Annotated in this window: 20 protein-coding genes; 2 read left to right on the forward strand and 18 right to left on the reverse strand. The window is 69.1% G+C overall.

Annotated features, from left to right (window positions below):
• Positions 1 to 92: 92 nt before the first annotated feature.
• The 10 genes from SGRAN_RS01990 to gyrB form a co-directional block, all read right to left on the reverse strand.
• Complete coding sequence (locus tag SGRAN_RS01990) at positions 93 to 2825, reverse strand: TonB-dependent receptor (RefSeq protein ID WP_067180302.1); 2733 nt, start codon at positions 2823 to 2825, stop codon at positions 93 to 95.
• A 227-nt stretch (positions 2826 to 3052) separates the two neighbouring features.
• Positions 3053 to 5905 (reverse strand): TonB-dependent receptor, encoded by a 2853-nt coding sequence (locus tag SGRAN_RS01995; protein ID WP_067180305.1) that lies wholly within the window; start codon positions 5903 to 5905, stop codon positions 3053 to 3055.
• Positions 5906 to 6074: 169 nt separating this feature from the next.
• On the reverse strand, positions 6075 to 6800 hold the full coding sequence (gene pdeM, locus SGRAN_RS02000; protein ID WP_082737040.1) for a ligase-associated DNA damage response endonuclease PdeM: 726 nt from the start codon (positions 6798 to 6800) through the stop codon (positions 6075 to 6077).
• 59 nt (positions 6801 to 6859) lie between these two features.
• Entirely contained in the window at positions 6860 to 7906 is a 1047-nt protein-coding gene (locus SGRAN_RS02005; RefSeq protein ID WP_067180307.1) for a retroviral-like aspartic protease family protein, read from the reverse strand.
• Positions 7907 to 7988: 82 nt separating this feature from the next.
• Complete coding sequence (locus SGRAN_RS02010; protein ID WP_067180310.1) at positions 7989 to 10394, reverse strand: ligase-associated DNA damage response DEXH box helicase; 2406 nt, start codon at positions 10392 to 10394, stop codon at positions 7989 to 7991.
• A gap of 386 nt (positions 10395 to 10780) precedes the next feature.
• Positions 10781 to 11251: an SRPBCC domain-containing protein gene (locus tag SGRAN_RS02015; protein ID WP_067180312.1), complete on the reverse strand. Its 471-nt coding sequence runs from the start codon at positions 11249 to 11251 to the stop codon at positions 10781 to 10783.
• Positions 11248 to 11577 (reverse strand): ArsR/SmtB family transcription factor, encoded by a 330-nt coding sequence (locus SGRAN_RS02020; RefSeq protein WP_067180318.1) that lies wholly within the window; start codon positions 11575 to 11577, stop codon positions 11248 to 11250. The genes SGRAN_RS02015 and SGRAN_RS02020 overlap by 4 nt, the downstream gene beginning before the upstream one ends.
• Positions 11574 to 12047 (reverse strand): VOC family protein, encoded by a 474-nt coding sequence (locus tag SGRAN_RS02025; protein ID WP_067180320.1) that lies wholly within the window; start codon positions 12045 to 12047, stop codon positions 11574 to 11576. Before SGRAN_RS02025 ends, SGRAN_RS02020 begins: the two co-directional genes overlap by 4 nt.
• 177 nt (positions 12048 to 12224) lie before the next feature.
• Entirely contained in the window at positions 12225 to 12623 is a 399-nt protein-coding gene (locus SGRAN_RS02030; RefSeq protein WP_311880391.1) for a septal ring lytic transglycosylase RlpA family protein, read from the reverse strand.
• Positions 12624 to 12740: 117 nt separating this feature from the next.
• Positions 12741 to 15284, reverse strand: coding sequence for a DNA topoisomerase (ATP-hydrolyzing) subunit B (gene gyrB / locus SGRAN_RS02035; protein WP_067186821.1), 2544 nt, complete (start codon positions 15282 to 15284; stop codon positions 12741 to 12743).
• A gap of 106 nt (positions 15285 to 15390) precedes the next feature.
• Here gyrB and SGRAN_RS02040 point away from each other — a divergent pair, with 106 nt between their 5' ends.
• Complete coding sequence (locus SGRAN_RS02040; RefSeq protein ID WP_148650778.1) at positions 15391 to 15840, forward strand: hypothetical protein; 450 nt, start codon at positions 15391 to 15393, stop codon at positions 15838 to 15840.
• 611 nt (positions 15841 to 16451) lie between these two features.
• Here the strand turns inward: SGRAN_RS02040 and SGRAN_RS02045 are convergent.
• Genes SGRAN_RS02045 through SGRAN_RS02080 form a run of 8 tightly spaced genes read right to left on the reverse strand, consistent with a single transcriptional unit; the run spans position 16452 to position 23735 of the window.
• On the reverse strand, positions 16452 to 16952 hold the full coding sequence (locus tag SGRAN_RS02045) for a hypothetical protein (protein WP_067180328.1): 501 nt from the start codon (positions 16950 to 16952) through the stop codon (positions 16452 to 16454).
• A complete protein-coding gene (locus SGRAN_RS02050) occupies positions 16949 to 17650 on the reverse strand; it encodes a nitroreductase (RefSeq protein WP_067180330.1) in 702 nt (233 codons plus the stop codon). The genes SGRAN_RS02045 and SGRAN_RS02050 overlap by 4 nt, the downstream gene beginning before the upstream one ends.
• Complete coding sequence (locus tag SGRAN_RS02055; protein ID WP_067180331.1) at positions 17637 to 18491, reverse strand: RDD family protein; 855 nt, start codon at positions 18489 to 18491, stop codon at positions 17637 to 17639. Before SGRAN_RS02055 ends, SGRAN_RS02050 begins: the two co-directional genes overlap by 14 nt.
• Entirely contained in the window at positions 18488 to 19534 is a 1047-nt protein-coding gene (locus SGRAN_RS02060) for a stage II sporulation protein M (RefSeq protein ID WP_067180332.1), read from the reverse strand. Before SGRAN_RS02060 ends, SGRAN_RS02055 begins: the two co-directional genes overlap by 4 nt.
• Positions 19534 to 20859, reverse strand: a complete 1326-nt coding sequence (locus SGRAN_RS02065; RefSeq protein WP_067180333.1) for a DUF58 domain-containing protein — start codon at positions 20857 to 20859, stop codon at positions 19534 to 19536. Before SGRAN_RS02065 ends, SGRAN_RS02060 begins: the two co-directional genes overlap by 1 nt.
• The gene (locus SGRAN_RS02070; RefSeq protein ID WP_237233703.1) at positions 20856 to 21821 is read right to left on the reverse strand and encodes an AAA family ATPase; all 966 of its coding nucleotides are present in this window, start codon (positions 21819 to 21821) and stop codon (positions 20856 to 20858) included. The genes SGRAN_RS02065 and SGRAN_RS02070 overlap by 4 nt, the downstream gene beginning before the upstream one ends.
• A complete protein-coding gene (locus SGRAN_RS02075; RefSeq protein ID WP_067180335.1) occupies positions 21811 to 23040 on the reverse strand; it encodes a DUF4350 domain-containing protein in 1230 nt (409 codons plus the stop codon). The genes SGRAN_RS02070 and SGRAN_RS02075 overlap by 11 nt, the downstream gene beginning before the upstream one ends.
• Positions 23037 to 23735: a DUF4129 domain-containing protein gene (locus tag SGRAN_RS02080; protein WP_067180343.1), complete on the reverse strand. Its 699-nt coding sequence runs from the start codon at positions 23733 to 23735 to the stop codon at positions 23037 to 23039. The genes SGRAN_RS02075 and SGRAN_RS02080 overlap by 4 nt, the downstream gene beginning before the upstream one ends.
• 159 nt (positions 23736 to 23894) lie before the next feature.
• On the opposite strand from SGRAN_RS02080, the gene SGRAN_RS02085 reads away from it, so the two are divergent.
• On the forward strand, positions 23895 to 26102 hold the full coding sequence (locus tag SGRAN_RS02085) for a dehydrogenase E1 component subunit alpha/beta (RefSeq protein WP_067180346.1): 2208 nt from the start codon (positions 23895 to 23897) through the stop codon (positions 26100 to 26102).
• Positions 26103 to 26109: the final 7 nt, after the last annotated feature.

Genomic DNA, 26109 nt, shown 5'->3' on the forward strand with positions numbered 1-26109 from the left:
CGCGCAAGCCTATGCAAGGACAGGCGAAAAGCAAAAGAAAACCGCCCGCGCGCGGGATGGCGCGCGGGCGGTCGAAGCGCGATCGCGCCGGATCAGAACTGGCCGCGCAGCGTCACGCCATAGGTGCGCGGTTCGCCGGGGAAGCCGACGAAAAGCTGGCTCGCCGTCGCCGGGAAGCCGAGTGACGCGGGCGCCGCGACCGAGCGGAAGGTGCCGCTGCCCTGCAACGGCATGTCGGCCCCGATCTGGTAGTAGCGCTTGTTGAGCAGATTCTGCCCCCACAGTTCGATTCCCCAGCGCCGGTCGGGACCGTAGAGGCCGACGCGGCCGTTGACGACCGCGAAGCCGTCCTGGATCTTCTCGACGTCGAGGTCGGAGCCGGTGTTGGTGTCGCTTTGCAGGCGCGTATCGAGATAGAAGAGCGCGCTCATCCCCGAGCCGCCGATCGGCGGCGTCCAGCTGATCCCCGCGGTCGCGACATATTTGGCGGCGTTCGACACGCCGCGACCGGGAAGCTGGAACAGCACCGGCGACAGCGGCCGGCCTCCGGTGCCGACGAGATTACGGCGATAGAGGGTGTCGACATAGGTCAGCCCCATGTTGACCGACAGATAGCGCGCGGGGCGCAGGAAGGTCTCGATCTCCAGCCCCTTGGCGACGACGCCGGGTTTCAGCCGGTCGGCCGCGCAGCCGCCGGTAAGGGCGCTGTTGTCGATCGGGCCGGTGCCGAGGTCGTCCTTGCACGCCTGGATGTTCGTCACCTCGAAATTGACGCCATTGTAGGTGTTGAGCTGGTAATTGCTGTATTCCTGCCAGAAGGCGGCGATGTTGACGTCGATTCCCGGCCCGTCCCACTTGATGCCGAGTTCGTAGGCGTCGACCTTTTCGCTCGCGAACTGGAGGTCGCTCGCCTCGGGCCGCCCGTTGGCCGGGGTGTTGGCGGGAAGCGCGAGCAGCGCGGTGCAGGCGGCGTTCTGCGCCGGCGACCCCGCGGTGGTGCTGCACGGCCGGTCGAGCGCCGAGAAGTCGAGGTTGAAGCCCCCGGCCTTGTATCCCTTCGACGCCGAGCCATAGATGAGCAGGTCGGGCGTCGGTTTCCAGCTCAGCACCGCGGTGCCCGTCCACTGGCTGTCGCTGAAGCGCGTGCCCGGCGCGCCCTTGACGAGGTCGGGCGCGGTGCCGTTGATGACGCAGGCGAGGCTCGCGAGCGCCTGCAGCGACGAATTGACGATCGCCGGGCACAGCGTGTTGGTGAAATTGGCGTCGCCGGCCAGCGTCTTCTTTTCATGCGTGTAGCGCGCGCCGATCGTCAGCGTCAGCCGGTCCTCGACGAGGTCGAAGCTGTTGTGGGTGAACAGCGCATAGTTGGTGCTGCGCTGGTGAAAGCTCGGATCGGCGGCGCCCGTGCCGTTGAGGCGCGGCGCGTTGAGCAGTGCCGCGATCCCCTGGAAGCCGGGGAAGGAGGCCGCGGGCAGGTTCGAGCAGGTGGCCGAGGCGGGATTGACCAGCGTCGGCGCGAGCGTCACCGCCGCAAGGCAGTTGGCGAAGCGCTCGTAATCGGCCCCATAGACGATGTCGTCGTCGACATCGAGCTTCTCGTTGGCGAAATAGCCGCCGATCAGCCAGTCGAGCCGCCCGTCGAACGCATCGCCCTGCAACCGCAGTTCCTGCGTGAACAGGCGGAAGCGGCGGTCGAGGTCGGTGCGGTGCAGGATGTCGAGCGCGTTGAAGTCGGCGTCCTGCCCCTGCGCATTCTTGTAGTCGCGATAGGCGGTGATCGAGGTCAGCGTCGCCGGGCCGAGCTCCCACGTCAACTCGCCCGAAACGCCCCAGTCCTTGGTGTCGGAGCGATAGGTGATGCCGGGGGTGGTCGCCTGGGTGCGGATGAAGCTCTCTCCCGGGGGCGGCACCTGATGGTTGGCGCCGAGAAGCTGGAGCAGCGGCAGCAGCGTGTTGGGTCCGGCGACCGGAAAGCCGTCGGCGCCGCGCGTCAGGCCGCGCACCGGGCCGAGCAGCACGCCGCCGCAGCAATTCTCGTCGCGCTCGCTGTAATCGGCGATCAGGCGCAGCCTGATGCTGTCGCTCGGTTCGAACAGCATCTGCCCGCGCACCAGCCAGCGGTCGCGGTCGTTGATGTCGGGTTCGCCGGGCGTCGCATTCCTGATGAAGCCGTCGCGCTTCTGCCACACGCCGTCGAGACGCAGCGCCGCCTTGTCGCCGAGCGGCGCGTTCAGCGACCCGTCGATGCGCCAGTAATCATAATTGCCGTAGCTGACCGACCCCTTGCCGCCGAAATGGCCGAGTTCGGGCCCCTTGGTGACGATGTTAATCAGCCCGGCGGTCGAGTTGCGTCCGAACAGCGTACCCTGCGGCCCGCGCAGCACCTCGACGCGTTCGATGTCGCCCAGTTCGGACAGGCCGACTCCGGTGCGGCTGCGATAGACGCCGTCGATGAACAGGCCGACCGAGCTTTCGAGCCCGGGATTTTCGCCGACCGTACCGATGCCGCGGATGCGCGCGGTGAAATTGACCTCGCTCGTCGCGCCCGACACGAGCAGCGACGGTGCGACCTGCCCCAGCGCGCGCACGTCGGTTGCGCCGGTCTTTTCCAGCGTCTCACCGGTCACGGCCGATACGGCAATCGGCACGTCGGACAGCATCTCGCTGCGCCGCGTCGCGGTGACGATGATCGAATCGGGATCCTCATATCCCTCGCCGCCGCGCGCCTGCGCGAGCGCCGGGGTCGCGGCGAAGGCGACCGCCAGCGATACCCCTAGCGCGCTGGTGTGAAGCAGGTGGGACGCGGAAAAACGCTTGGCTTTCATCGGTGGTCCTCCTCTCGCAATATCTTTTCATTCTGCGAGGAAGGAGCATATCAAAATGGCGTGAAGCGACCAGAGGCCGCCCGTTTCCGTAGCGGTTTTGCGCCGCGGGCGCGTCTTTTCTGCCACAGCTGCCACGAATGCCAGTTTGACAAAAAGAAAAAGGCGGGGCGCGTCGGCCCCGCCTTTTCCAATCGGGGCGGCCGCGGCCGCCCCGACCCCCTTGCGGCTCAGAACTTGCCGCGCAGCGTCACGCCATAGGTCCTCGGTTCGGCGAGGAACATCGAGAAGATCTGGCGGCCGCCCGGATATTGCGGATCGGCGAAATCGGCCGTCGTCGCACCTTCCTGGAACGGCGAGTTGAAGGCGACCTGCGAATATTGCTTGTTGAAGATATTCTGCGCCCACAGCTCGATGCCCCATTTCTCGTCGGGGCCACGCACGCCGAGGCGCGCGTTGAAGATGGCATAGCCGTCCTGTTCCTTCTGCGGAAAGAGGTCGGAGCCGGTGTTGTAGTCGCTGGTCATGCGGCCGTCGACATAGACGAGCCCGGTCAGCCCGCTGCTGCCGATGTCGGGCGTCCAGGCGATGCTGCCGGTCGCGACCAGTTCGGGCGCGTTCGACATATTGTCGCCGGGAAGCTTGCGAAGCGCCTGGTCGAGCGGCGTGCCCGACGAGTTGCCGACCAGATTCTTGTTATACTTGGTCCGGGCATAGGTCAGCCCCGCGGTCATGCGGAAGCTGCGTGCCGGGATCAGCGAGGCTTCGAGTTCGAAGCCCTGCGAGCGCACGCCCCAGGTCACGTCGTCCGGGGCGCAGGCGCCGGTCGTTCCGGCTGCCGCGTTGTAGTTGGGCGCGCTCGTAAACTTGCTCTGGTCACGGTCGGCCCCGCCGAGATCGGCCGAGCAGCCGTTGATCGTCTGCACGATATAGGTCGAGCCGTTGAAGGTGTTGAGCTGGAAGTTCTTGAAGTCGGTGCGGAACAGGGTCAGCCCGGCGCTGAACGGACCGCCCGAATATTTGGCGCCGAGTTCGTAGCTGGTGACGAGTTCGGGGTCGAACTGGAGGCCGCTGACCAGCGCCTGCGCGCCCGCCTGACCGCCGAACGGAACGATCGGCGATTTCAGCGCCGAGCGGTCGAGGTTGAAACCGCCCGCCTTGTAGCCGCGCGAATAGCTGGCATAGGTCATCAGATCGTCGGTGGGTTTCCACGACAGGATCGCGGTGCCGGTGAACTTGTCCTCGCTGCGCTGGTCGCTGATCGACACGCCATTGAGCTCGGCGGTAGCATTGCCCTGACAGCCGAGACCGATCAGCGCGCCGGCGAGGGCCCTAGCCGTTGCACGTTGCCCCAACACGGCAACGCTATCGCCGGGTTGGTTCTGCTGGGTCAGATCGTCGAGCACCAAGCCCTGGATCGTCGTGCAGACCGTGTTGTCGTTGGTGAAGCTGGCCGAGAATTTCTTCTTGTCGTGCGTGTAGCGCAGGCCGAGCGTCAGATCGAGCGTGTCGGTGATGTGGAAGATATTGTGCGTGAACAGCGCCCAGTTCGTTCCGTTCTGCCGATAGCGGTCGTTGATCGAGCCGAGGTCGTTGAGGCCGTCGAGCGCGGAGAAGGCGGCGACGATATCCGCCCCAGAAGCACCCGAAGCGCCGAGGATCGTATTGCGGCCAACCCCGAGCGGATTGTCGATACCCCCCGCGACGCAGCCTTCTTGGCCTGGCGAATAGAGGCCCGCAAGCGGGCTGCCGCTAACGAGGCGGCAGTTGGCGAAGCGGCCATAATCGTCGCCGAAGCGCAGATTGTCGCGCACCGTCAGCTTTTCGTTCGCGTAGAAGCCGCCAATCAGCCAGTCGAGCTTGCCGTCGAAGGCTTCGCCCTGCAGCCGCAGTTCCTGGGTGAAGGTGTGGAACTGGCGATAGGCGTCCTTGTCGTCGGCGCGATAGAGGATGTCGACCGCGCCGTAGTCGAGGTCGCCCGCCTGTCCCGAGCGATATTCGCGATAGGCGGTAATCGACGTCAGCGTTGCGCCGCCGAAATCATAGTCGATCTGGCCCGAGAAGCCGTAATCCTTGGTCTTGCCGGCATAGCTGCGGCCCGGGGTGACATAGATGTCGCGGTTGTAGCCGGGGGTCAGCGCCGCGGCGGGCTGTCCCAGGTCGATCAGCACCCGCGTGATGTTGTTGGTCGTCGCGGTCGCGGCACCCGTCGGGCTCGGATTGTTGAGGTTGCCGATATAGGGATTGACGCTGTTGTCGACATAGATGGCGGCGCAGCAGCGCTCGTCGCGGTTGGTGTAGTCCGCGATCAGGCGCAGCGACAACGCATCGGTCGGTTCGAACAGCAGTTGCCCGCGCAGGAAATAGCGGTCGCGGTTGTTGATCTGCGTGTTGTTGTTGACGTCGTTGTAGAAGCCGTCGCGCTTCACCCACACGCCGTCGATGCGCGCCGCGAGCGTGTCGCTGATCGGCCCGGTGACGCTGCCGCCGAGGCGCCAATAGTCGTGGTTGCCGTAGGTGACCTCGCCATTGGCGCCGAAGGTGAAGGAGGGTTTCTTCGAATAGATGCTGATCAGGCCCGCCGACGAGTTGCGGCCGCCCAGCGTGCCCTGCGGCCCGCGCTGCACCTCGACCCGGTCGATCTCGCCCAGTTCGTTGAGGCCGATGCCGGAGCGCGAGCGATAAACACCGTCGATGAACACCGGAACCGAGCTTTCGAGCCCGGGGTTGTCGCCGACGGTGCCGATGCCGCGGATGCGTGCCGAGCCGTTGGCCTCTGAACCGGTCGACGAAACGAGCAGCGACGGGGCGACCTGGTTGAGCTGGCGGATGTCGTTGGCGCCGCTGTTCTGCAGCGTCTCGGCGCTGACCGCCGAGATGGCGACCGGCACGTCGGACAGCAGCTGCGCGCGGCCCTGCGCGGTGACGATGATCGGCGCGTCGCCGCTGTCGTCCGCCGTCGCCTGATCCTGCGGCGCGGCGTCCTGCGCGAAGGCGGGAACGGCAACCGCGGCGACCGCCAGCGATACGCCGAGCGCGCTCGTGCGCAGCAGGTGGGCAGACAGAAGGGAAGATGATTTCATTTTGGGGCACTCCTCTCATAGAATTTCTGTTCTCGTTGCCGCGCGATCATAGCCCGATCGCTTCCGCGTTCCAGTCAAGCTCGCGCTTTTGCGCGTTTCTTTGCAACGAGTGATGCTTTTTCGCCACAGCCGCGCCGGGGCACGCCGGGCGGAATTTAGGGGAAGTCCCCTATGCCGTAGCGTCACATCCGGCGGCGTCGCGGCACGGGAAAGCGAGCAGCCGTCCCTGCGCGACGAGCATTGCGCGATAGGGGCCGGAAAATTGCTCTGCGATCGCCGCGTCGCGGACGTCGAGACCGCCCGTGAGGCTGCCGAAGGCCGGCAGCATCAGGCGCCGGTCGTCGGCGGCGAAGCAGGGGCGCGACACGCTGCGGCCGCGCAGTGCGAGGCGCAGCTTGGGGTGGAAATGCCCCGAAATCTCGGGCCGTGTTTCGCCGGGCAGGCATTGGTGGCGCAGCACGATGCCGTCGACGACCAGCTCGTCGGCGACGGTACCGCCCCACGCGTCGCCGCTCAGCCCGTCGTGATTCCCCGCCACCCAGACGAGCCGCGCCTGCGCCGCATGGCGGGCGAGCCGCCGGGCGATCGCCGGTGCGACGGCGCGCGCCGCCTGTGGATCGTGAAAGCTGTCGCCGAGGCACCAGATCTGCCGCGCCCCGGTGTCGGCGGCGAGCCGCGCGAGCCGGTCGAGCGTGTCGATGCTGTCATAGGGCGGCAGCGGCTGGCCGCGCGCGGCATACCAGCGCGCCTTTTCGAGGTGCATGTCGGCGACGATCAGCGCGCCGTGCCGCGCCCAGAACAGTGCGCGGTCGCCCGCCACGGCAAAGCGGTGGCCGGCGAAGTCCAGCGTCGGCGAAGCCGCGGACGGCGATGGGGCGAGCGGGGCGGGCGCCATCGCGCGGCTATGGCAAGGCTGCGGGACGGCGGCAAGCGCCGGGCGACAGGCTGCGACGATCAGCTTCCGGCAGCGATCCCCGCGGCGGCATAACGCAGCGCCGGGTCGCGGCTCGCGCGTTCGGGCAGGTCGAAGACGACGCGCTTGTTCGGGAAATCGATCTCGACCCGATCGAACAGCGACATGCTGTCCATGCCGAGCAGCAGCGCCGGACGCTCCGCGAGATCGAGCGCGCGAAACGCCTGCGAATCGGCGAAGCTGACCGGCAGGTCGTTGACTTCCATCCCGTTGATCGAGATGCGGCGGACGATCGTACGCATCGCCGCGACCGGCTCGCCGGTCACTGCGTTGAGCGTCACCGGAAGAAAGGGCAGGCGGTTCTGCTTCCGGTTGGCGACGAGCCGCTGGAAGGCGAGGTTGCCGACGCTGGTCTGCGCCCCCGTATCGACGATCACGTCGACGCGGTGGCCGTCGAGCCGCGCGTCGGCGAGGATCAGCCGCCCCGCCTGATTGCGCGCGGTGACGACGATCGCATCGTCGTCGCGGATGATCGGCCGCGCCCGGCGCCGGGTCTCGAGAATCGCCATGCTTTCCTTGCGGAAATCGATGAGGACGCGGCGGTCCTCGAGCATGTCGACGCCGATCAGCCCCGCGGCGCCGATATGGCGGCCGGCGAAGGCCGGGGCTTCGAACCCGCTCATGTGCAGGTCGGTCATCTGCAGCGCCGCGACGCGATAGCTCTGCGCGGTCGCCGAACCGCCGATCGTCGCGAGGCGCAGCGTCGCGCCGGGAAGCAGGCCGAGCCGCTCGGCAAGCTCCTTGGCGATCACGGTGCGTTCGGCGCCGGTATCGACGAGGAAGGAAAAGGGCCCTTGCCCGCCGACCATGACGTTGACCGCCATGCGCCGCGTCGCGTCGAGGTCGAACGGCTGGATGAAGGGCGTGACCTCGCTCGTCGTCGTCGCCGGGTCGGCGATGCCGTCGGTCGGGGACGCGGGCACGATCGGCGCCGTCGGGATCGTCGCGCCCGGCGGGGTCGATCCCAGCAGCACGGGGGCCGCGAGCAGGAGGATCCAAAGCGGCGCGCGGGTGGCGGCGTGTCTCATGGCGGCATCCTTCTTTTGATGCCAGTCTACGCCTGCGGCGGCGCCGCGGCAAGCGGGACGAGGAGTCGCCTTTTGGGTGGCCCTAGGGCCCCATCGCCGCTTCGGCGAGCGTGTCGGCGAGTTCGCCGAGCAGCGCGTCGTCGAGATCGGCGGCGGCGACGTTCTCGCGGCCGATCAGGACCAGGACGGGGATTGCGAGCGGGCTGATGCGGTCGAGCCGCTGGTGCACCATCGTTCCGGCCGCGCGGTCGAGCAGGTCGCCGAGCCGTGCGACGTCGGTCAGCCGCTCGCGCGCATCGGCCCAGGCGGCCTCGAGCAGCAGATGGTCGGGCTCGTACTTGCGGAGCACGTCGAAGATCAGGTCGGTCGAAAATGTCACCTGCTTGCCCGTCTTGCGCTTGCCCGGATGCTGGCGCTCGATGAGGCCGCCGATCACCGCGACCTCTCGGAAAGCGCGTTTCAGCAGGTGCGATGTCTCGACCCACTCGACGAATTCGCCTTCGAGGATCGTCGCGTCGAACAATGCCTCGGGATCGGTGACCGGCCTCAGCGACCAGAGCGCGATCGCATAGTCGGAGGCGACGAAGCCGAGCGGCTGCAGCCCCGCGCGCTCCATCCGCTTCGACAGCAGCATCCCCAGCGACTGGTGCGCGTTCCACCCCTCGAACGGATAGCAGACGAGATAATGCGCGCCTTCGTGCGGAAAGGTCTCGACGAGCAGTTCGCCGGGACGCGGCAGCACCGACCGCAGCGCCTGCATCTCCAGCCAGAAGCGGACGTCCTCGGGAAAGCGCCGCCAGCTTGCCGGATCGGCGAGGAAAGCCCGCACCCGGTCGGCGAGGCGGGTCGAGATGGCGAGCCGCGCGCCCATATAGCTGGGGATGCGCGCGGGGCGCGTCGTCGCGCGGACGATCAGGTCGGTGTCGCGGATCGCCTCGACCTCGAGGCTGAGCCCCGCGAAGGCGAAGGTGTCGCCGGGCGTCAGCGTGCTGGCGAAATATTCCTCGACCTGTCCCAGGCGCCGCCCGTTCCGGAACCGCACCGCGGCCATTGGCGCCTCGACGATGATCCCGGCGTTGAGCCGATGCTGCGCCGCGAGCCGGGGGTGCGCGACCCGCCAGCGCCCCGGTCCATCGGGCGCGAGGCGGCGGAACCGGTCATAGCTCTTGAGCGCATAGCCGCCGTCGCGCACGAAGCCGAGCAGGCGCGCGAAAAGCCCGGCATCGACCCAGCGATAGGGCGTCACGGTGCGAATCTCGGCAAGCAGTTCGGCCTCGTCGAACGGCGCCGCGCAGGCAAGCGCCATCACATGCTGCGCGAGCACGTCGAGCGCGCCGGGGCGGAAGCGGTCTGCGTCGCGCTCGCCCGCCGCGACCGCGTCGAGCGCGGCGCGCGCCTCCAGATATTCGAAGCGGTTGCCGGGCACGATCAGCGCGCGGCTCGGCTCGTCCAGCCGGTGGTTGGCGCGGCCGATGCGCTGGAGCAGCCGCGACGAGCCCTTGGGCGCGCCCATCTGGATCACGCAGTCGACGTCGCCCCAGTCGAGCCCGAGGTCGAGGCTGGCGGTCGCGACAAGCGCGCGCAGCCGCCCCTCGGCCATCGCCGTCTCGGCGCGCTGGCGCGCCTCGCGGTCGAGGCTGCCGTGGTGGATCGCGATCGGCAGCGACAGGTCGTTGACCTTCCACAGTTCCTGAAAGATCAGCTCGGCGAGCCCGCGCGTGTTGCAGAAGATGATCGTCGTGCGGTTCTTCGCGATCTCCGCCATCACCTGATGCACCGCATAGCGCCCCGAATGGCCGGCCCACGGCACCGCGCCCTCGGGCAGCAGGATGCGGATGTCGGGATCGGCCCCGGGCTCGCCCTCGACCAGCGTCACCGCCCCGGCATCGGCGTCGGGCGCCAGCCAGGCGCGATAGGCGTCGGGGTCGGCGATGGTGGCCGACAGGCCGACGCGGCGCAGGCCGGGCGCGATCCGCTGAAGCCGCGCCATCGCGAGCGACAGGAGGTCGCCGCGCTTGCCGGGCGCAAAGGCGTGTATCTCGTCGATCACCACCGTCTTCAGATCGGCGAACATCGCGAAGCTGTCGGGCCAGGAGAGCAATAGCGACAGCGATTCGGGCGTCGTCAGCAATATGTTCGGCGGCTTCGCGCGCTGCCGCGCCTTCCTGTCCGAACTGGTGTCGCCGCTGCGGCTCTCGACGCTGATGTCGAGGCCCATGGCGGCGATCGGACCGAGCAGGTTGCGCTCGACATCGGCGGCGAGCGCCTTGAGCGGCGAGACGTACAGCGTGTGCAGCCGGTCGCTGGGACGACCCGCAAGGTCGGTCAGGCTGGGCAGGAAGCCCGCGAGCGTCTTGCCCGCACCGGTCGCCGCGACGAGCAGCGCATGCTCGCCGCGCTCCGCCGCCGCGAGCATGGCGGCCTGATGCCCGCGCAGCCGCCATCCGCGCGCAGCGAACCAGTCGGCGAAGGGGGGCGGCAGGGCCATGCAGCGGATGTGGCGCCGTGGACGGCAGGGGGCAAGCCCCCGGACCGACGGCCGCGCTACGGATGTTCGCTTTCGACTGGAAGACGTCGTCTGTTCTTTCGTCGCCCTGAACGTGTTTGGCGTATATGTCCTTCAGGCAAGGCAGGAACTGTTCCCCGGCGAAAGCCGGGGTCCAGATGGCACAGCACCGCCTCGTGTGGACCCCGGCCTTCGCAGGGGAACAGCTACTTGTCGAAAAGGGATCATTGCTGAGTTGGTTCGGGGTCCATGGTCTGCCGCTTCCTTAGGGCGTCGCATTGGATGAGAGGGCGGGCCATGGATGCTGAAACAAGTTCAGCATGACGAAGGGGGGGAGGACCGTTTCCTACCCCAAAGCCAGCACCGGTTCAGAGAAGTTCGCTCAACCCCTTGAGCAATCTTCGCCAATGCTCGCCCAGCCGATGCTGGAACAGCATCAGCTCGAACCCGTGCCGCGCGGCGTGATGCTGCGGAATGCCGTCCCATCCGCGATGCTCGACCGTTACCCGCGTCTCGGCGCCGGTCGCCTCGAAGCGCACCTCGACTTCGGTGGTCTGGTCGGGCGCGAAGCTGGGCAGCCGCCAGCCGAAGGCGAGGCGTTCGCCGGGCGACCAGTGCCGCACCGCCCCGATCTCCCACTCGGTGTCGTCGGCGAAGCGGGTGACGAGGCGGCCGCCGGGGCCGGGAGGATCGAAGCGCAGTTCGCCGTCGCCTTCCGGCGTCAGCGGGAAGAGCGGGTGGCTCGTCCACCAGCGACCGATGTCGCGGGTGAAGGTGGTGAAGGCCGTTATCGGCGACGCGGCGACGCGCAGCGCGACGATCACCGCCGCACGGCTCACGCGCTCCGCCCTTCGACATGCGTCTTGAACGCCGCGAGCTGGTGCGCCCAGCGCGCCTCGGTTTCGGCGAGCCAGGCCTTGAGCTCGTCGGTCGCGCCGTCCTTCAGGCGATAGATGCGCACGCGCGCGTCGAAATCGGGATGCGCATCCTCGACCAGCCCGCCGGCCTTGAGCGCGCGCAGATGGCGGCTCATCGCGGGCGGCGCAAGACCGAGCGCGCCGGCGAGATCGCCGGCGCTGCGCGGCCGCTCGCGCAGCAGCTCGACCGCGCGGCGGCGCTGCGGATCGGCGAGCGCGGTGAGGGTGCGGTCGAGCGCGGCGCTCAATTGTCGAGCCGCGTCTTGGTGGTGAAACCGCCCTCGGCGTCCCATTCCTCCGCGGTTTTGGCTTCGACGGTGACCCCGAAGGTCCAGATATGCCCCTCCGGGTCTTTGGCGCGATAGGTACGGTCGCCGTAGAATTGCGTCTCGGGCGCGGCGATGATGTCGGCGCCCGCGGCGCGCGCGCGGTCGCAATGCGCGTCGATGTCCTCGCCGGCGCCGAGCTGGACATGCACCGACTGCGTATTCTTGCCGCCTATCGATTTGGGGCTGCGGTGATCGTCCGACCATTCGTTGCCGACCATCACCACCGAATCGCCATAGCCCATCTCGCTGTGCGCGAGATTGCCGTCGGCATCGAGCAGCACGAACAGCGGCTCGAAACCGAACGCCGCCTCGAGCCAGCGGAAGGCGGCCTTGCTGTCCCGATAGCTGACCGCGCTCGAAAGTCCCTTGGGACGGTGCTGTTCGGTCATTTTCCGTCTCTCCTGCGAATCATATGATTTCGTATATCTATAATATTTGCAGGAAATTAAAAATATATAGGTGAAAAGCGATGTTCGGATCCTGTCGGCGGCGCCTGTCTTTTTGAAACCAGCCTCTCCCTGAGAGGGGAGGAGCTTATCGGCCGTTCGGCCTGACCGGTCGACCGCTCAGTCGTCGAGCAAGGTCATGTTGACGCGCGCGGTGCCGGAGCGGTGCATGCCGATCTCCTTCGCGGCGGCGTGACTGACGTCGATCACGCGGCCGCGGCCGAAGGGGCCGCGGTCGTTGATGCGGACGACGACGCTCTGTCCGTTGGCGATGTTGGTCACGCGCACCTTGCTGCCGAACGGCAGCGTGCGGTGCGCGGCGGTCAGTTCGTCGGGATCGAAGGGTTCGCCGCTCGCGGTGCGGTTCCCGGCGAGTTCGTCGCTGTAATAGCTGGCGACGCCGCTGCCCATTTCGGTGCCGTCGTCGGCGTCGGCTTCGCCCGGACCCTGATCCTGCGCGATCGCCGGCGCGGCCGACCACAAGGACGGGGCCAACAGCAAGGCCAGGGCCAATCCCATCGAACGCCGCATATGCAGACCTTCCCCTTTGACGTGGGCGGCATCAAGCAGCGGCGCCCGCGGGGTGCAAGCGGCCGGCGTCGTATCGGTTCGAATTCGCGGCCAGCGGTGGACCGGTCAGACGTCGAGATTGGCGACCGACAGCGCGTTGGTCTGGATGAAATCGCGCCGTGGTTCGACCTCGTCGCCCATCAGCCGCTCGAAGATGTCGTGCGCGATGTCGGCCTGTTCGGCCTCGACGCGCAGCAGCGAGCGGTTGGCGGGATCGAGCGTGGTTTCCCACAATTGCTCGGCATTCATCTCGCCCAGCCCCTTGTAGCGGCTGATCGCCAGCCCGCGGCGGCTGTGCGCGAAGATCGCGTCGAGCAGTTCGGACGGGCGCGTGACCGGCGTCGCGCGCGCCGCGGGCGTCCGGGCGGCTTCCGCCTCCTCGTCGTCGGACGCCGCCTCGACCTCGGCCGCGGCGCTGCCCGCCTTCACCAGCCGGGCGGGGCGCGCATAGGTTTCGACCTGCTCGGCGGCGAGCTTGTGGAGGCGGCGCGCCTCCTGGCTCGCGAGGAAGGCGGGGTCGATCGCATGATGATCGCTGACCCCGCGCCAGCGGCGTTCGAGCGTATAGCCGCCGCCCTCGACCGCGGCGATCGTCCACACCGCTTCGTTGCCGCCGGTCAGCGCGCGCTCGGCGGCGTTCAGCCAGCGGCTGGCGGTTTCGGCGGCGCTGTGGCGGCCCGCGGCGTCGAGTTCGGGATCGAGCGCGCCCGCGAAGGCGAGCGCCTCGATCAGCCCGGCGTCGAGGGTGCGCGGCACGTAGCGCATCAGCGCGCGCAGCCGCCGCCCGTGCTCGATCAGCTCGCGCAGGTCCTTGCCCGAGCGCGCGCCGCCCGCGGTTTCGAGCAGCAGCGCGTCGATGCCGGCGTCGATCAGATAATTTTCGAGCGCGGTGTCGTCCTTCAGATAGACCTCGCTGCGCCCCTTCGCGACCTTGTAGAGCGGCGGCTGGGCGATGTAGAGATGGCCGTTCTCGATGATCTCCGGCATCTGGCGGTAGAAGAAGGTCAGGAGCAGCGTGCGGATATGCGCGCCGTCGACGTCGGCGTCGGTCATGATCACGATCTTGTGATAGCGCAGCTTCTCGACGTTGAACTCGTCGCGGATGCCGGTGCCGAGCGCCTGGATCAGCGTCCCGACTTCCTTCGACGAGATGATACGGTCGAAGCGCGCGCGCTCGACGTTCAAGATCTTGCCCTTCAGCGGCAGGATCGCCTGGACGTGGCGGTCGCGGCCCTGCTTGGCCGACCCGCCCGCCGAGTCGCCCTCGACAAGGAACAGCTCGCATTTCGCGGGATCGCGCTCCTGGCAGTCGGCGAGCTTGCCGGGCAGGCTGGCAATGTCCATCGCGCCCTTGCGCCGCGTCAGCTCGCGCGCCTTCTTTGCCGCCTCGCGCGCGGCGGCGGCGTCGACGACCTTCTGGATCACCGCCTTGGCATGGCCCGGATTTTCCTCGAGCCATTCGGTCATGCGGTCGGCCATCAGGCTTTCGAGCGGCTGGCGCACCTCGCTGCTGACCAGCTTGTCCTTGGTCTGCGACGAGAATTTGGGGTCGGGCAGCTTGACCGAGACGATCGCGGTCAGCCCCTCGCGCATGTCGTCGCCGGTCAGGCTGACCTTCTCCTTCTTGAGCAGTCCCGACTTCTCGCCATAATTGTTGAGCGTGCGCGTCAGCGCGGCACGGAAGGCGGCGAGGTGGGTGCCGCCGTCGCGCTGCGGGATGTTGTTGGTGAAGCAGAGGACATTTTCATAATAGCTGTCGTTCCATTCGAGCGCGACCTCGATGCCGATGCCGTCGCGTTCGGAGGTGATCGCGATCGGATCGGGAAGCAGCGCGGTCTTGTTGCGGTCGAGCCATTTGACGAACGCCGCGATGCCGCCTTCGTAGAAGAGGTCGTGGACGACATGCTCGGTGCTGCGTGCATCGACCAGCTTGATGCGGACCCCCGAGTTGAGGAAGGCAAGTTCGCGGTAGCGATGTTCGAGCTTCTCGAAATCGAACTCGGTGACGTTCTTGAACGTCTCGGTCGAGGCCTGGAAGGTGACGCGCGTTCCCTTCTTGCCCGCCGGCGCGGGGCCGCGGACGACCAGCGGCGCGACCGCGTCGCCATGCTCGAAGCGCATCCAATGCTCCTCGCCGCCCCGCCAGATGGTGAGTTCGAGCCATTCGGACAGCGCGTTGACGACGCTGACGCCGACGCCGTGCAGGCCGCCCGACACCTTGTAGGCGTTGTCGTCGCTGGTATTCTCGAACTTCCCGCCGGCGTGGAGCTGGGTCATGATGACCTCGGCCGCCGATACGCCTTCCTCCGGATGGATGCCGGTCGGGATGCCGCGGCCATTGTCTTCGACGCTGACCGACCCGTCGCTGTTGAGCGTGATGAGAACGAGGTCGCAATGCCCGGCCAGAGCCTCGTCGATCGCGTTGTCGCTGACCTCGAACACCATGTGGTGCAAGCCCGACCCGTCGTCGGTGTCGCCGATATACATGCCCGGCCGCTTGCGCACCGCGTCGAGGCCCTTGAGGACCTTGATCGAATCGGCGCCATAGGCATTGGTGTTGGGATGCTTGCCGCCGTGGTCCGGCGCGTTCGTCTCTGCAGTGTCCGTCATGTCGATCATATAGGGTCCGGGGGGGCAAAACCCAAGCGAAAATGCGCCTCTTGCCGCGGCGCCGGGGGGCGTTGCACCGACGCCGCAGGACGGCTAATTTCGCGGCATGAGACAGACATATGCTCCCCGTTCGATGCTGTGCGCGCTGGCGCTGATCGCGCTGCCGGTCGCCGGCTGTTCCAAGCCGGCGCCGCCGCCCGCCGACAATGCCCCGGCGGTGGCCGGCGACCCGATCGCCAGCCGGCCGGTGATGGTCGGCACCGAAGGGCCGAGTCTGCCCGCCTGTTCGAGCGTCAGCCGCGTCAAGGACGGCGGCACCGACGTCTATTGGGCGCCGGGCGAGACGCGCGCGGTCAAGGCGAAGCTGGCTGGCGGCGCGCCGGTGTCGCTGTGCGAGGCGACCGACGACGATGCCTGGTTCGGCGTCGTCTTCATCGCGCCGGGCACCGACAAGGACATGTGCGGCGTCGGCAAGCCGGTGCCCGCGGCGCGCGAATATCAGGGCCCGTGCCGCTGGGGCTGGATTCGCGGCGGCACGGTGCGGCTGGGGGCTTAAAGGGACAAAAACTCGTATCGGTGGGTCCGGTTTGTATCCTTTGTGGCTTTAAGGAGACGTTGCGCGGGCGCGGGGCGGTCTGCCTTGCCGTGTCAGCGCGGGGCAGGGGGCGCGGATGACGAGCCGACGAGCGGTTACCGCCTGCTCCGGATTGCCGCGCGGCTTCGCCGCTCGCAAGGATGGTCCCCAATATATGAATCCCTTTACGGTCTGCGGGAATCCGGGGTTCGGCGCGTTTTTTCTCATTCGTCACCCTGAACTTGTTTGGCGTTTATACCCTTGAGACAGGGACGCTGGTGATCCCCGGCGAAAGCCGGGGTCCATGCGAGGCAGGCGCACGTAGCTGGACCCCGGCTTTCGCCGGGGAACGCTCACCTGTCGGAAGGGGATAATTGCCAACTGGTTTCAGGGTCCATGGCCCGTCTTTGAATGAAAGGCGGCGCAGAAGGGAAGGTCCGGTCATGGATGCTGAAACGAGTTCAGCATGACGAAGGATGGGGCAGCACGCCGAAACCCGAATCCCCACAGGCCGTAGAGCAGCGTGCCGTTAATGCGCCGTTTGCCCTGAGCACGAACGGAAGAAGGGATGGCGCATCATTTCCGAGCGCGTTTCATCGGCAATCCTCGATCACGCGGCCGATTTCGGACTGCACCGGCAGGGTTAGGACGCGGCCGGCGCCTTCGAGCGCGAAGCGGCCGCGGCTGAAGGCGATGCGGTCGAGGCGGATGTCACGGTTCGGCACCGTCGCGCTGCCGCCGTCGAAGCGGATCTGGTCGGTGCCCGCGCTGGTGCGCAGCGCGACCGGGCCGTCGAGCCCGGCGGTCAGGCGGATGACGCCGCCGCTGCACGCCATCGTCAGCAGCGGGCGGGCGCCGCCGGTGGGCACGAAGCGGGCTGTGCGGCTGCCGGCGTCGTAGCGCCACGCGCCGCCGTCGAGCGCGCGTGCGTCCCACGCCGCGGCCGGCGGCGGCGCGGGGGACGGCGGCACCGCGGCGGTCGGCGGAGGCGCGGGCGGCGGCGCCTCTGGCGCCGGGATCGCGGTGCAGCCGGCGGCCGCGAGCAGCAGCGCCGCGGCGGCGGCGGAACGAAAGCGGATGGATGGGCGGTTCATGCGTCGAATCCCTGCCAGTCGATGACTTCGTCCAGCCCAACGCGCGGCACCGGCCAGCGGTTCACTGGCGCCTCCTCGTCGGCGTGGCCGATCGCCAGCCCGCAGAATAATATCTGCCCATCGTCCAGCCCCAGTTCGGCGCGCACGGTCGCACCATACATCGCCCAGCATTCCTGCGGGCAGCTCGCAAGGCCGTGCTCGACGAGTAGCAGCATCACCGATTGCAGCCACATCCCCATGTCGGCCCATTGCGGCGGCCCCATGATCCGCGAGCAATGGAGGAAGACCATCACCGGCGCGCCGAAGCCGCGGTAATTCTGCTGGAACTGGGCGATCCGCCCCGCCTTGTCCTCGCGCGCGATGCCGAGCGACGCGTAGAGCGCCTCGCCGACGCCGAAGCGGCGGCTGTCCCACGGATCGGTGAGCCCCCGGGGATAGATGTCATATTCGGGCTGGAACCCCTCGCGTCCCATCGCGATACGCGCCGCGACCGCGTCCTGCACCGCCTGCCAGCGCTTTCCGGTGACGACGGTCGCCTGCCACGGCTGGAGGTTGCCGCCCGACGGCGCGCGCTGCGCGCTCTCGAAGATCCGCGCGAGCAGCGCGGGGTCGACGGGCCGGTCGGTGAAGGCGCGCACCGAACGGCGGCGGGCGAGCGCCTCGCTGGCCGAAAGGGAGAGGGTGTCAGTCGCTGGCATATTTATCCTCGCGTCGCTTGCCGAACAGCAATTTGCGTTCGAGCCGGGTCTTGAGCTGGCGATAATAGGAAAGCAGGAAGACGTCATCCTCTTCGGCGATCGGCCGGCCGATCTTGTGCCGGATCGTGTCGGCGACCTCGCGCATCACCCGCGCGTCGCGCCCGCGCAGCACGCGTTCGAGCTCCTGCAGTTCGAAGATGCCATAGACCGAGAGTTCGGCATCGGTGAAGCGCAGAGCGTCGCCCGCCTCCGCCCCCGCCGCCATGTCGCGGTCGAGCTTCGCGCGCTGCGCCATCACCACCCAGGTGCCCGCGATCAGGTCGCCCATCCGCATCCGGTCGCGGTTGAACAGCAGGAACAGGCTGAGCGTCGCCGACCACAGCACCCCCGCCAGCGCGGTCCAGCCCGACACCATGTCCTCTGCCGCGCCGAAGCCGATCATCATCAGCGGCAGGAAAATCTCCAGCTCGCGCATCAGGTTGCGGGCGATCACCGCATCGGCGGTCAGCCGCCCGCCGTCGCGCGCGACGACGCGGATGCCCATCGCGCGCTTGCCGGGGGTCGCGGCGCGCTGGCCCAGTTCGAAGCCGACGAACCAGAAGGTCCGCAGCACGAAGGCGCCGAGCAGCCAGATGCTGATCATCAGGTCGGAGTTCGACGCGAAGCCCGCCCAGACCATTAGCAGCGTGAAGGCGACCAGCGCCGCGAGCAGCAGCATGAGGTCGATCAGCAACGCCCCGAATCGCAGCGACGCGCTGGCGATCCGCAGTTCGAGGTCGACGCCCTCGGGCGTGACGAAGGCGCGGACCTTGTCGCGCCGCGGGCGCGCGACGGCGGTCATGCGGCGTCCTTTCGCCGCGGGAGGTAGTAATAGGCGAGCCAGAAGAGCAGCATCGCCGTCCCGATGCCATAGCGCAGCAGCGTGTCGGTGACGAGCTGCCGCCCGAAGCCTTCGAGCAGGCCGGCGGCGAGCAGCATGAGGATCACCCCGACCATCACCTTGCCCGCGGTGCGCCCCGCTTCCGACGCCGCCTGCAGCCGGCCGCGCGCGCCGGGGAAGAGGATCGCGGTGCCGATGCGCAGCCCGGCGGCGCCCGAAAGCGCGGCGGCGAACAGCTCGGTCGTGCCGTGGATGAACAGCCAGCCGCCGAAATCGACCCCCAGCCCCTTGCCCGTGAACAGCGCGAGCATCGCGCCGAGCCCGATCCCCTGATAATATTCGAGCATCATCGTCGGCACGCCGAAGGCAAAGCCGAGCGCAAAGGACAGGATCGACACGCGGCTGTTGTGCGTGAACAGATAGGTCGCGAAGATGTGCAGCCCGCTCTGTTGTTCGTCCGCCGCCTTGCCGTGGCCGAGCGTCGCTTGCAGGAATTCGGCCGTGGCGCGCGGGTCGCGCCCGCCCGCCATCTCTTCGGGCACGAAATTGAAATACCATTCGGGATTGTGCGCGACGAGCGTCCAGCTGGTCAGCGCGCCGAGCAGGATGACGAGCGCGACGATCAGCGTCTCCTTCCACAGTGCGCGCACCGCGGCGGGCCAGTCGGTGCGGAAGAAGCGCCGCACCCGGCTCCAGCGCGTCTCGCGCACGCCATAGATCAGGAAATAGCCGCGCATCGATAGCGATTCGAGATAGTCGAGCAGCGCGCGGTCAAGGCTGGTCGCGCGCGCGATCGACAGCGACGACAGCGTCGCGCGGTACAGCGAGGGCAGTTGCAGCAGCTCGTCGCTGGTCAGCGCCTTCGCGCCCTTGCGTTCGAGCCGACCGAGCAGGGTTTCGAAGGCGATCCAGTCGGCCTCGCGCTCGGCGCGGAAGCGGCTGGTCGAGAAATTCGGCGTGTCGAGCCGGGCGAGCGCTTCGGGGGCCGGGATCGCGGGCGGCATCACAGGCTGCCCTGGCGCTTGATCGCCAGATAGGCCTCGACGACGCTGGCGCCCATCGCGTCGGCGGGCACCTCGATCACCTCGACGCCCAGCCGCTGGAGCCGCGCGATGACGCGCTGGCGGTCGCGCAGCATCGCGGCGGCGACGTTCGACCGGGTGACGTCCGACGCCTGTTCGGGGCGGCGGCGCTCCTCGCTCTCCAACTCCTCGTCGCGCAGCACGACGCACAGCAGCCGGTGTTTGCGCACCAGCCGCCCGGCGGCGCGGATCATCAGGTCGGCGCTGGTCGCATCGGTGAATTCGGTGAACAGGACGATCAGCGAGCGGCGGTCGAGCCCGGCCGACAGCGTTGCCAGTGCGAGGGTGAAATTGCTTTCGACCGGCGCATAGTCGATGCGGCTCGCCGCGCGCTGCAGTGCCGGGAAATCGCGCGTGTGCATGTAAGCCGGGGTCAGCGCCTGCGGCTGCGCGGCGAAGGAGAAGAGGCTGATCCGGTCGCCAAGCTTCAGCCCCGCATAGGCGAGCAGCATCGCCGCCGACACCGCGCGGTCAACGCGCGGCATGCCTCCTGCCGGTTCGGCCATCGTCCGCCCGGCGTCGATCGCCAGGACGAGCCGGTTGTCGCGCTCGACGCGATATTCCTTCGCGAGCAGGCGGCCGTGGCGCGCCGAAGCCGTCCAGTCGATTGCGCGGCGGTCCATCCCCGGATGATATTCGGCGAGCGCCTCGAACTCGCTGCCCTCGCCGCGCAGTTGCTGGCGGCGCAGCCCGAACCAGTCGCCGCGCCGGAACAGTCGCGCCCCCTCCTCGCGCACCGCGCGCAGGCTGGGGACGACCGCGACGACGTGCCCGATCGGAAAGCGGCGCTGTTTCCACGCGAGCCCGAGCGGCCCCGCCCAGCGCAGCCACAGCGCCTCGACCGGCGCCGGCCCGCGCCGCGCCGCCGCGAGGGTCAGCGTCGCCGACAGCACCCCGCCCATCGCGCCCGCGCCGCCCGCGCGCATCGTCGCGGCGATGCGGCCGCCGGGCGCCAGTCGCTCGTCGAGCGCGAGCGCCATGTCGGCGCGCGGCGGCACCGCGCCGCCCGCCGCGGTGAAGGCCAGCTCGAACGGATCGCCGACCCCCGCCTGATGCGGAATCCGCGCGTCGAGCGCCAACCGGCGCGGATGCGGCCCGGCGAGCGCGTCGAGCGCGAGGCAGGCAAGGATGACCGCGATCCATCCCGGCGCAACGAGCCACAGCTCGGGCCGCGCCAGCCCGAGCAGCAGCGCCGCGGGGGCGCCGAGCAGCAGCAGATAGATGGCCCGGCGGGTCGGGTAGATCACCGCGGCACCTCTTCGCGTTCGAGCAGTGCGGCGACGACCTGTTCGACGTCGCGGCCCTCGATCTCGGCCGCCGCCGACAGGATGACGCGGTGACGCAGCACCCCCGCCGCGAGGCGCTGGACGTCGTCGGGGATCACATAGTCGCGCCCGTCGAGCGCCGCCGCGGCGCACGCCCCGCGCGCGAGCAGGGTCGCGGCGCGCGGGCTCGCCCCGCATTCGAGGTCGGGGCTGGCGCGCGTCGCGCGGATCAGGCGGACGATATAGTCGACGATCTCGTCGGCGAGGCGGACCGTCGCGATGGCGTCGATCGCGGCGGCGATGGCGTCGGCGTCGGCGATCCGCTCGACCCCGAAATCGGCGACCGCCGGGGTGCGGAAGCGGCCGCCATGCTCGGTGACGATGCGCCGTTCGGCGTCGGCGTCGGGATAATCGACGACCAGCTTGAACAGGAAGCGGTCGAGCTGTGCCTCGGGCAGCGGATAGACGCCCTGCTGCTCGATCGGGTTCTGCGTCGCGAGGACGGTGAAGCGCGGACTGAGCGCGTGCGGCTCGCCGCCCAGCGTCACGCGCCGTTCCTGCATCGCCTCCAGCAGCGCCGCCTGCGTCTTGGGCGGGGTACGGTTGATCTCGTCGGCGAGCAGCAGCTCGGTGAAGATCGGTCCCTTGGTCAGCGTGAAGCTCGACGTCTGGAAGTTGAACAGGTTCGACCCCAATATGTCGCCCGGCATCAGGTCGGGGGTGAACTGGATGCGCCCGAAATCGAGCCCGACCGCGCGCGCGAAGGCCTGCGCGAGCAGCGTCTTGGCGGTGCCCGGCGGGCCTTCGAGCAGCACATGGCCGCCCGCGAGCAGCGCGATCGTCACCATGCGCGTCAGATCGGCCTGGCCGATCACCGCCTTGGCGACCTCTGCCTCGATCGCGGCCCCGAGGGCGCGGACGCTGTCGATGGAACTAGCTGTCACGGAGAAGATCCTTCCTGATGGCATGCAGCGCCTGTGCGTCTGCAAGGAAATCGTGCCGGCTCCGCGCCAGCGGCAGGCGCCGCGCAAGGGCCGAGAAACGCGGGCCGTCGGCGCGCATCCGACGGTCGATCCAGGCGTCGGTCGCCGCGGCGTCGAGGCCGGGGGGCGCGTGCAGCCGCCGCGCGATGGCGCGGCGCTGGCCCTGGACATAGGCGTCGGCGCCGTCGAGCTCGCGCCGCGCCTGGCGGATCAGGTCGGCGCTGTTCGCGATCAGCGCTGCCTTCGACACCGGGATCGCGCGCTGCGGGCGCAGCGTCGGGCCGAAGCGCATCCAGGCCTGCCACAGCGCGAGCAGCCCCGCCGCGATCAGGCACAGGGTGATGCCGATGAAGGGCGGCACGAAGGCGAAGCGGAGCAGCGACCGCTGGCCGCCGAAGCCGTTCAGCGTCAGGTCGAAGGCGAAGCCGTCGGCATCGGCATCCTCGGCGACCGCGTCGATCAGCAGCGCCGCGCCCTCGGCCTTCTGGCGCGAGGCGAAGGCGAGATTGTCGACGAGGTCGGGGTCGGCAAGAATATAGAGGTCGCGGTCGGTCGCGCGCGCCAGCACCGCGCCGCCGTCGGGGGCCGCGACCAGCGTTTCCAGGGCACCGCCCGCGATCGTCTGCGCGCGGTCGGGAAGATGCGCGGTGAAGCGGCGCCCCGCGACGTCGGCGGCGACCGCCCGCGGCCCCGCCTTCGAGGCATCGATGCGCACCGGGCCGACGAGCGCCTCGACCAGGCGCGAAGAGGGCGCGCTGCGATAGGCCTGCGCGACCCAGCCGGGCTTGCCGCCCTGCCCGGGCGTACGCATCGCCTGCCACTTGGGCAGGATGACGAGCAGCCGGCCGCCCTGCCGGTCGGCGAGCGCGCGCAGTTCGTCCGGCCGGGTGCGATGCGTCGGGGTCAGGATCAGCAGCGGCTGGTCGGAATAGCCCGTGCGCGGACCGGGCTGGCGGCGCAGCTCGACATCGCCGCCCGCGCGCTCGATCAGGTCGACGATCCCGGCATAGCCCGGCGCCGCGCGCGACAGGGCGTGGCCGCCGCCGTCGTTGCCGCTCGAAAGCTGGGGGCCGAGCGCGACGAGCGCCCACAGCGCGATGAAGGCGACGACGCCGATCGCCACCACCCCCGCGATCAGGCGCGGATCGAAGCCGCCCTCGGCGTCCGGCGCCGCGCTCATGTCCGCGCCCAGGCGCGCGGGACGGTCAGCTCGGCATAGGCGGTGCGGCACTGCTCCCACGCGGCGGCGTCGATCGGCCGGCCGCCGAACAGGCTGATCTCGACCGCGCGGGCGATGCGCCCGAAGGCGTCGCGCGCCGCGCCGGGCAGGTCGCGCGCCCCCGCGAGAGCGCGCGAGGTCGTCGCGGGCCGGACGAGGCCGGGACGGCGGCCCGCGATGTCCTCGATGCTGCGGAAGAGCAGCAGGTGGACCGCCTCGGCATAGCGGCCCGCTGCGGCGAGCGCGTCGGCCTCCGCCAGCAGCGCGCGCGCCGCGCCCGCCTCGGCCGTCCCCACCGGGTCGGGCGCGGGCGCGTCGCCGCGCCGGCGGCGCAGCGCATCGACAAGGCGCGCGAAGGCGGGAACGAAATGATAGAGGAGAACCAGCGCGAGCAGCGCCACCACGATCCACAGCAACGGCTTGCCGGCGGGCGCGCTCCATTCGAAGAAGCGGGCGAGCGCCCTGCCGATCGCCAACAGCCATGTGGGCGTTTCGGGAACCGGCGGCGGGGGCGGGATGCTGGTCTGGATGCTGCCGGACGCCATCGTCTGGCCGAAGCCCGGGCCGATCAGTTCGGGGTCGAGCAGCCATCCCCGGTCGGATGCCGCAGCGGATGGGGCAGCCGCCGACGCCTGGGCGATTGCCAATGCCATCATGTGGAAAAACAGGCCCCGCGCCGCTCGCTCATCGCGACAGGTGGTAGCGCGAGGCGGCGCGGCAAGGCAAGAGATGCTTGCGCCGCCGGGGACCGCACGGCAAAGGCGGCGATGGTTGCAGGCGTAACCGGATGGCGAAGGCGCAGCAGGAGGATCGGCGTGGACGCGGCACAGACGGTGCATGAAAAATTCCTCGCGGCGTTGACGGCGGGCGCGCTGCCCGATCGCGCCGATGCCCCCGATCCGGGCGCCGTCGGCCTGTCGCGCGCCGAGGCGACCGACATCTTCCTGTCGCAGCTCAACAGCCGCCAGATGGACCGGCTGTCGCGCGCGCTGCAGGCGCGCGGCGAGGGTTTCTACACGATCGGGTCGTCGGGGCACGAGGGCAATGCCGCGGTCGCGGCGGCGCTGCGCGTCACCGACATGGCGTTCCTCCACTATCGCTCGAACGCCTTCCAGCTCCACCGCGCGCGCCAGCTCCCGGGGCAGACCCCCCACTGGGACATGCTGCTGAGCTTCGCTGCGTCGGCGGAGGACCCGATTTCGGGCGGGCGGCACAAGGTGATCGGGTCGAAGCCGCTTTCCATCCCGCCGCAGACCTCGACGATCGCATCGCACCTGCCCAAGGCGGTCGGCGCCGCCTTTTCGATCGGCATCGCGCGGCGGCTGGGGCGCACCGGCCTGCCGCTGCCCGACGACGCGGTGGTGCTCGCGAGCTTCGGCGACGCCTCGGCCAACCATTCGACCGCGCAGGGCGCGTTCAACACCGCGGGCTGGGCGGCGTATCAGCGGACGCCGCTGCCGTTGATCTTCCTGTGCGAGGACAATGGTATCGGCATTTCCACGCGCACCCCTGACGGCTGGATCGCGGCGCAGTTCCGCCAGCGCGCGGGGCTGCACTATATCGCGTGCGACGGCAGCGATCTCGTCTCCGCCTATGCCGGGGCGAGAGAAGCGGCGGACTTCGCGCGCCGCACCCGCAAGCCGGTGTTCCTCCACATGCGCACGGTGCGGCTTTACGGCCATGCCGGGTCGGACGTGCAGGGCGCCTATCTGCCGAAAGCGCTGATCGAGGCCGACGAGGCGCGCGATCCGCTGCTGGCGGGCGCGGCGCTGATGACCGAACGCGGCTGGATGACCGCGGCCGAGGTCGCCGAGGCCTATGAGGAGATCGGCGCGACGCTGGCGCGGCAGGCCGAGGCGGCGATCCGGCGGCCGAAGATCACGACTGCCGCCGGGGTGATCGAAAGCCTGATCCCGCCGAGGCGCGAGCGCGCGCGGGCGAACACGCCGTCGGCCGAGGATCGCGCGGCGCTGTTCGGCGGCGACGCCGCGCAGATGGGCAAGCCGATGCACATGGCGCGGCTGCTGTCGTGGGCGCTCGCCGACCTGATGCTCGCGCACGAGGAGATCGTCGTCGCGGGCGAGGACGTCGGGCCGAAGGGCGGCGTCTACAACGTCACCGCAAAGCTGCATCAGCGCTTCGGTTCGGCGCGCGTCGTCAACACCCTGCTCGACGAACAGGCGATCCTCGGCCTCGCGATCGGGCTGGCGCACAATGATTTCCTGCCGATGCCCGAGATCCAGTTCCTCGCCTATGTCCATAATGCCGAGGACCAGATCCGCGGCGAGGCGGCGACGCTCAGCTTCTTCTCGAACGGCCAATATGCGAACCCGATGGTGATCCGCATCGCCGGGCTCGGCTATCAGAAGGGGTTTGGCGGCCATTTCCACAACGACAACAGCCTGGCGGTATTCCGCGACATTCCGGGGCTGATCCTGGCGGTGCCGTCGAACGGCCGCGACGCGGTGGCGATGCTGCGCGAATGCGTGCGGCTGGCGCGCGAGGAGCAGCGGGTGGTGGTGTTCGTCGAGCCGATCGCGCTCTACATGACCCGCGATCTGCACGCGGAGGGCGACGGGCTGTGGACCAGCGTCTACGAGGCGCCGGGCGAAGGCGCGCCGATCCGGCTGGGCGAGCCGGGGGTGCATGGCGACGGGACCGACCTGGCCATCGTCACCTATGGCAACGGATATTATCTGTCGCGGCAGGCGGAAAAGCTGCTCGCCGCCGAGGGCGTCGCGGCGCGGGTGATCGACCTGCGCTGGCTGGCGCCGCTCGACGCCGACGCGCTGCTCGCCGCGACCGGCGCGGCGGAGCGGGTGCTGATCGTCGACGAATGCCGGATCACCGGATCGCAGAGCGAGGCGCTGATGGCGCTGTTCGCCGAGCGCGCGCCGGGCAAGCGGCTCGCGCGGATCGCCGCCGACGACAGCTTCATCCCGCTGGGCAAGGCGGCGACGCTGACGCTGCCGAGTCGGGACTCGATCGTCGCGGCGGCGCGGGAGCTTCTTTCCAGAGACTGATCCTCAA

It is taken from the genome of Sphingopyxis granuli (assembly GCF_001559015.1).
Classification (GTDB): domain Bacteria; phylum Pseudomonadota; class Alphaproteobacteria; order Sphingomonadales; family Sphingomonadaceae; genus Sphingopyxis; species Sphingopyxis granuli.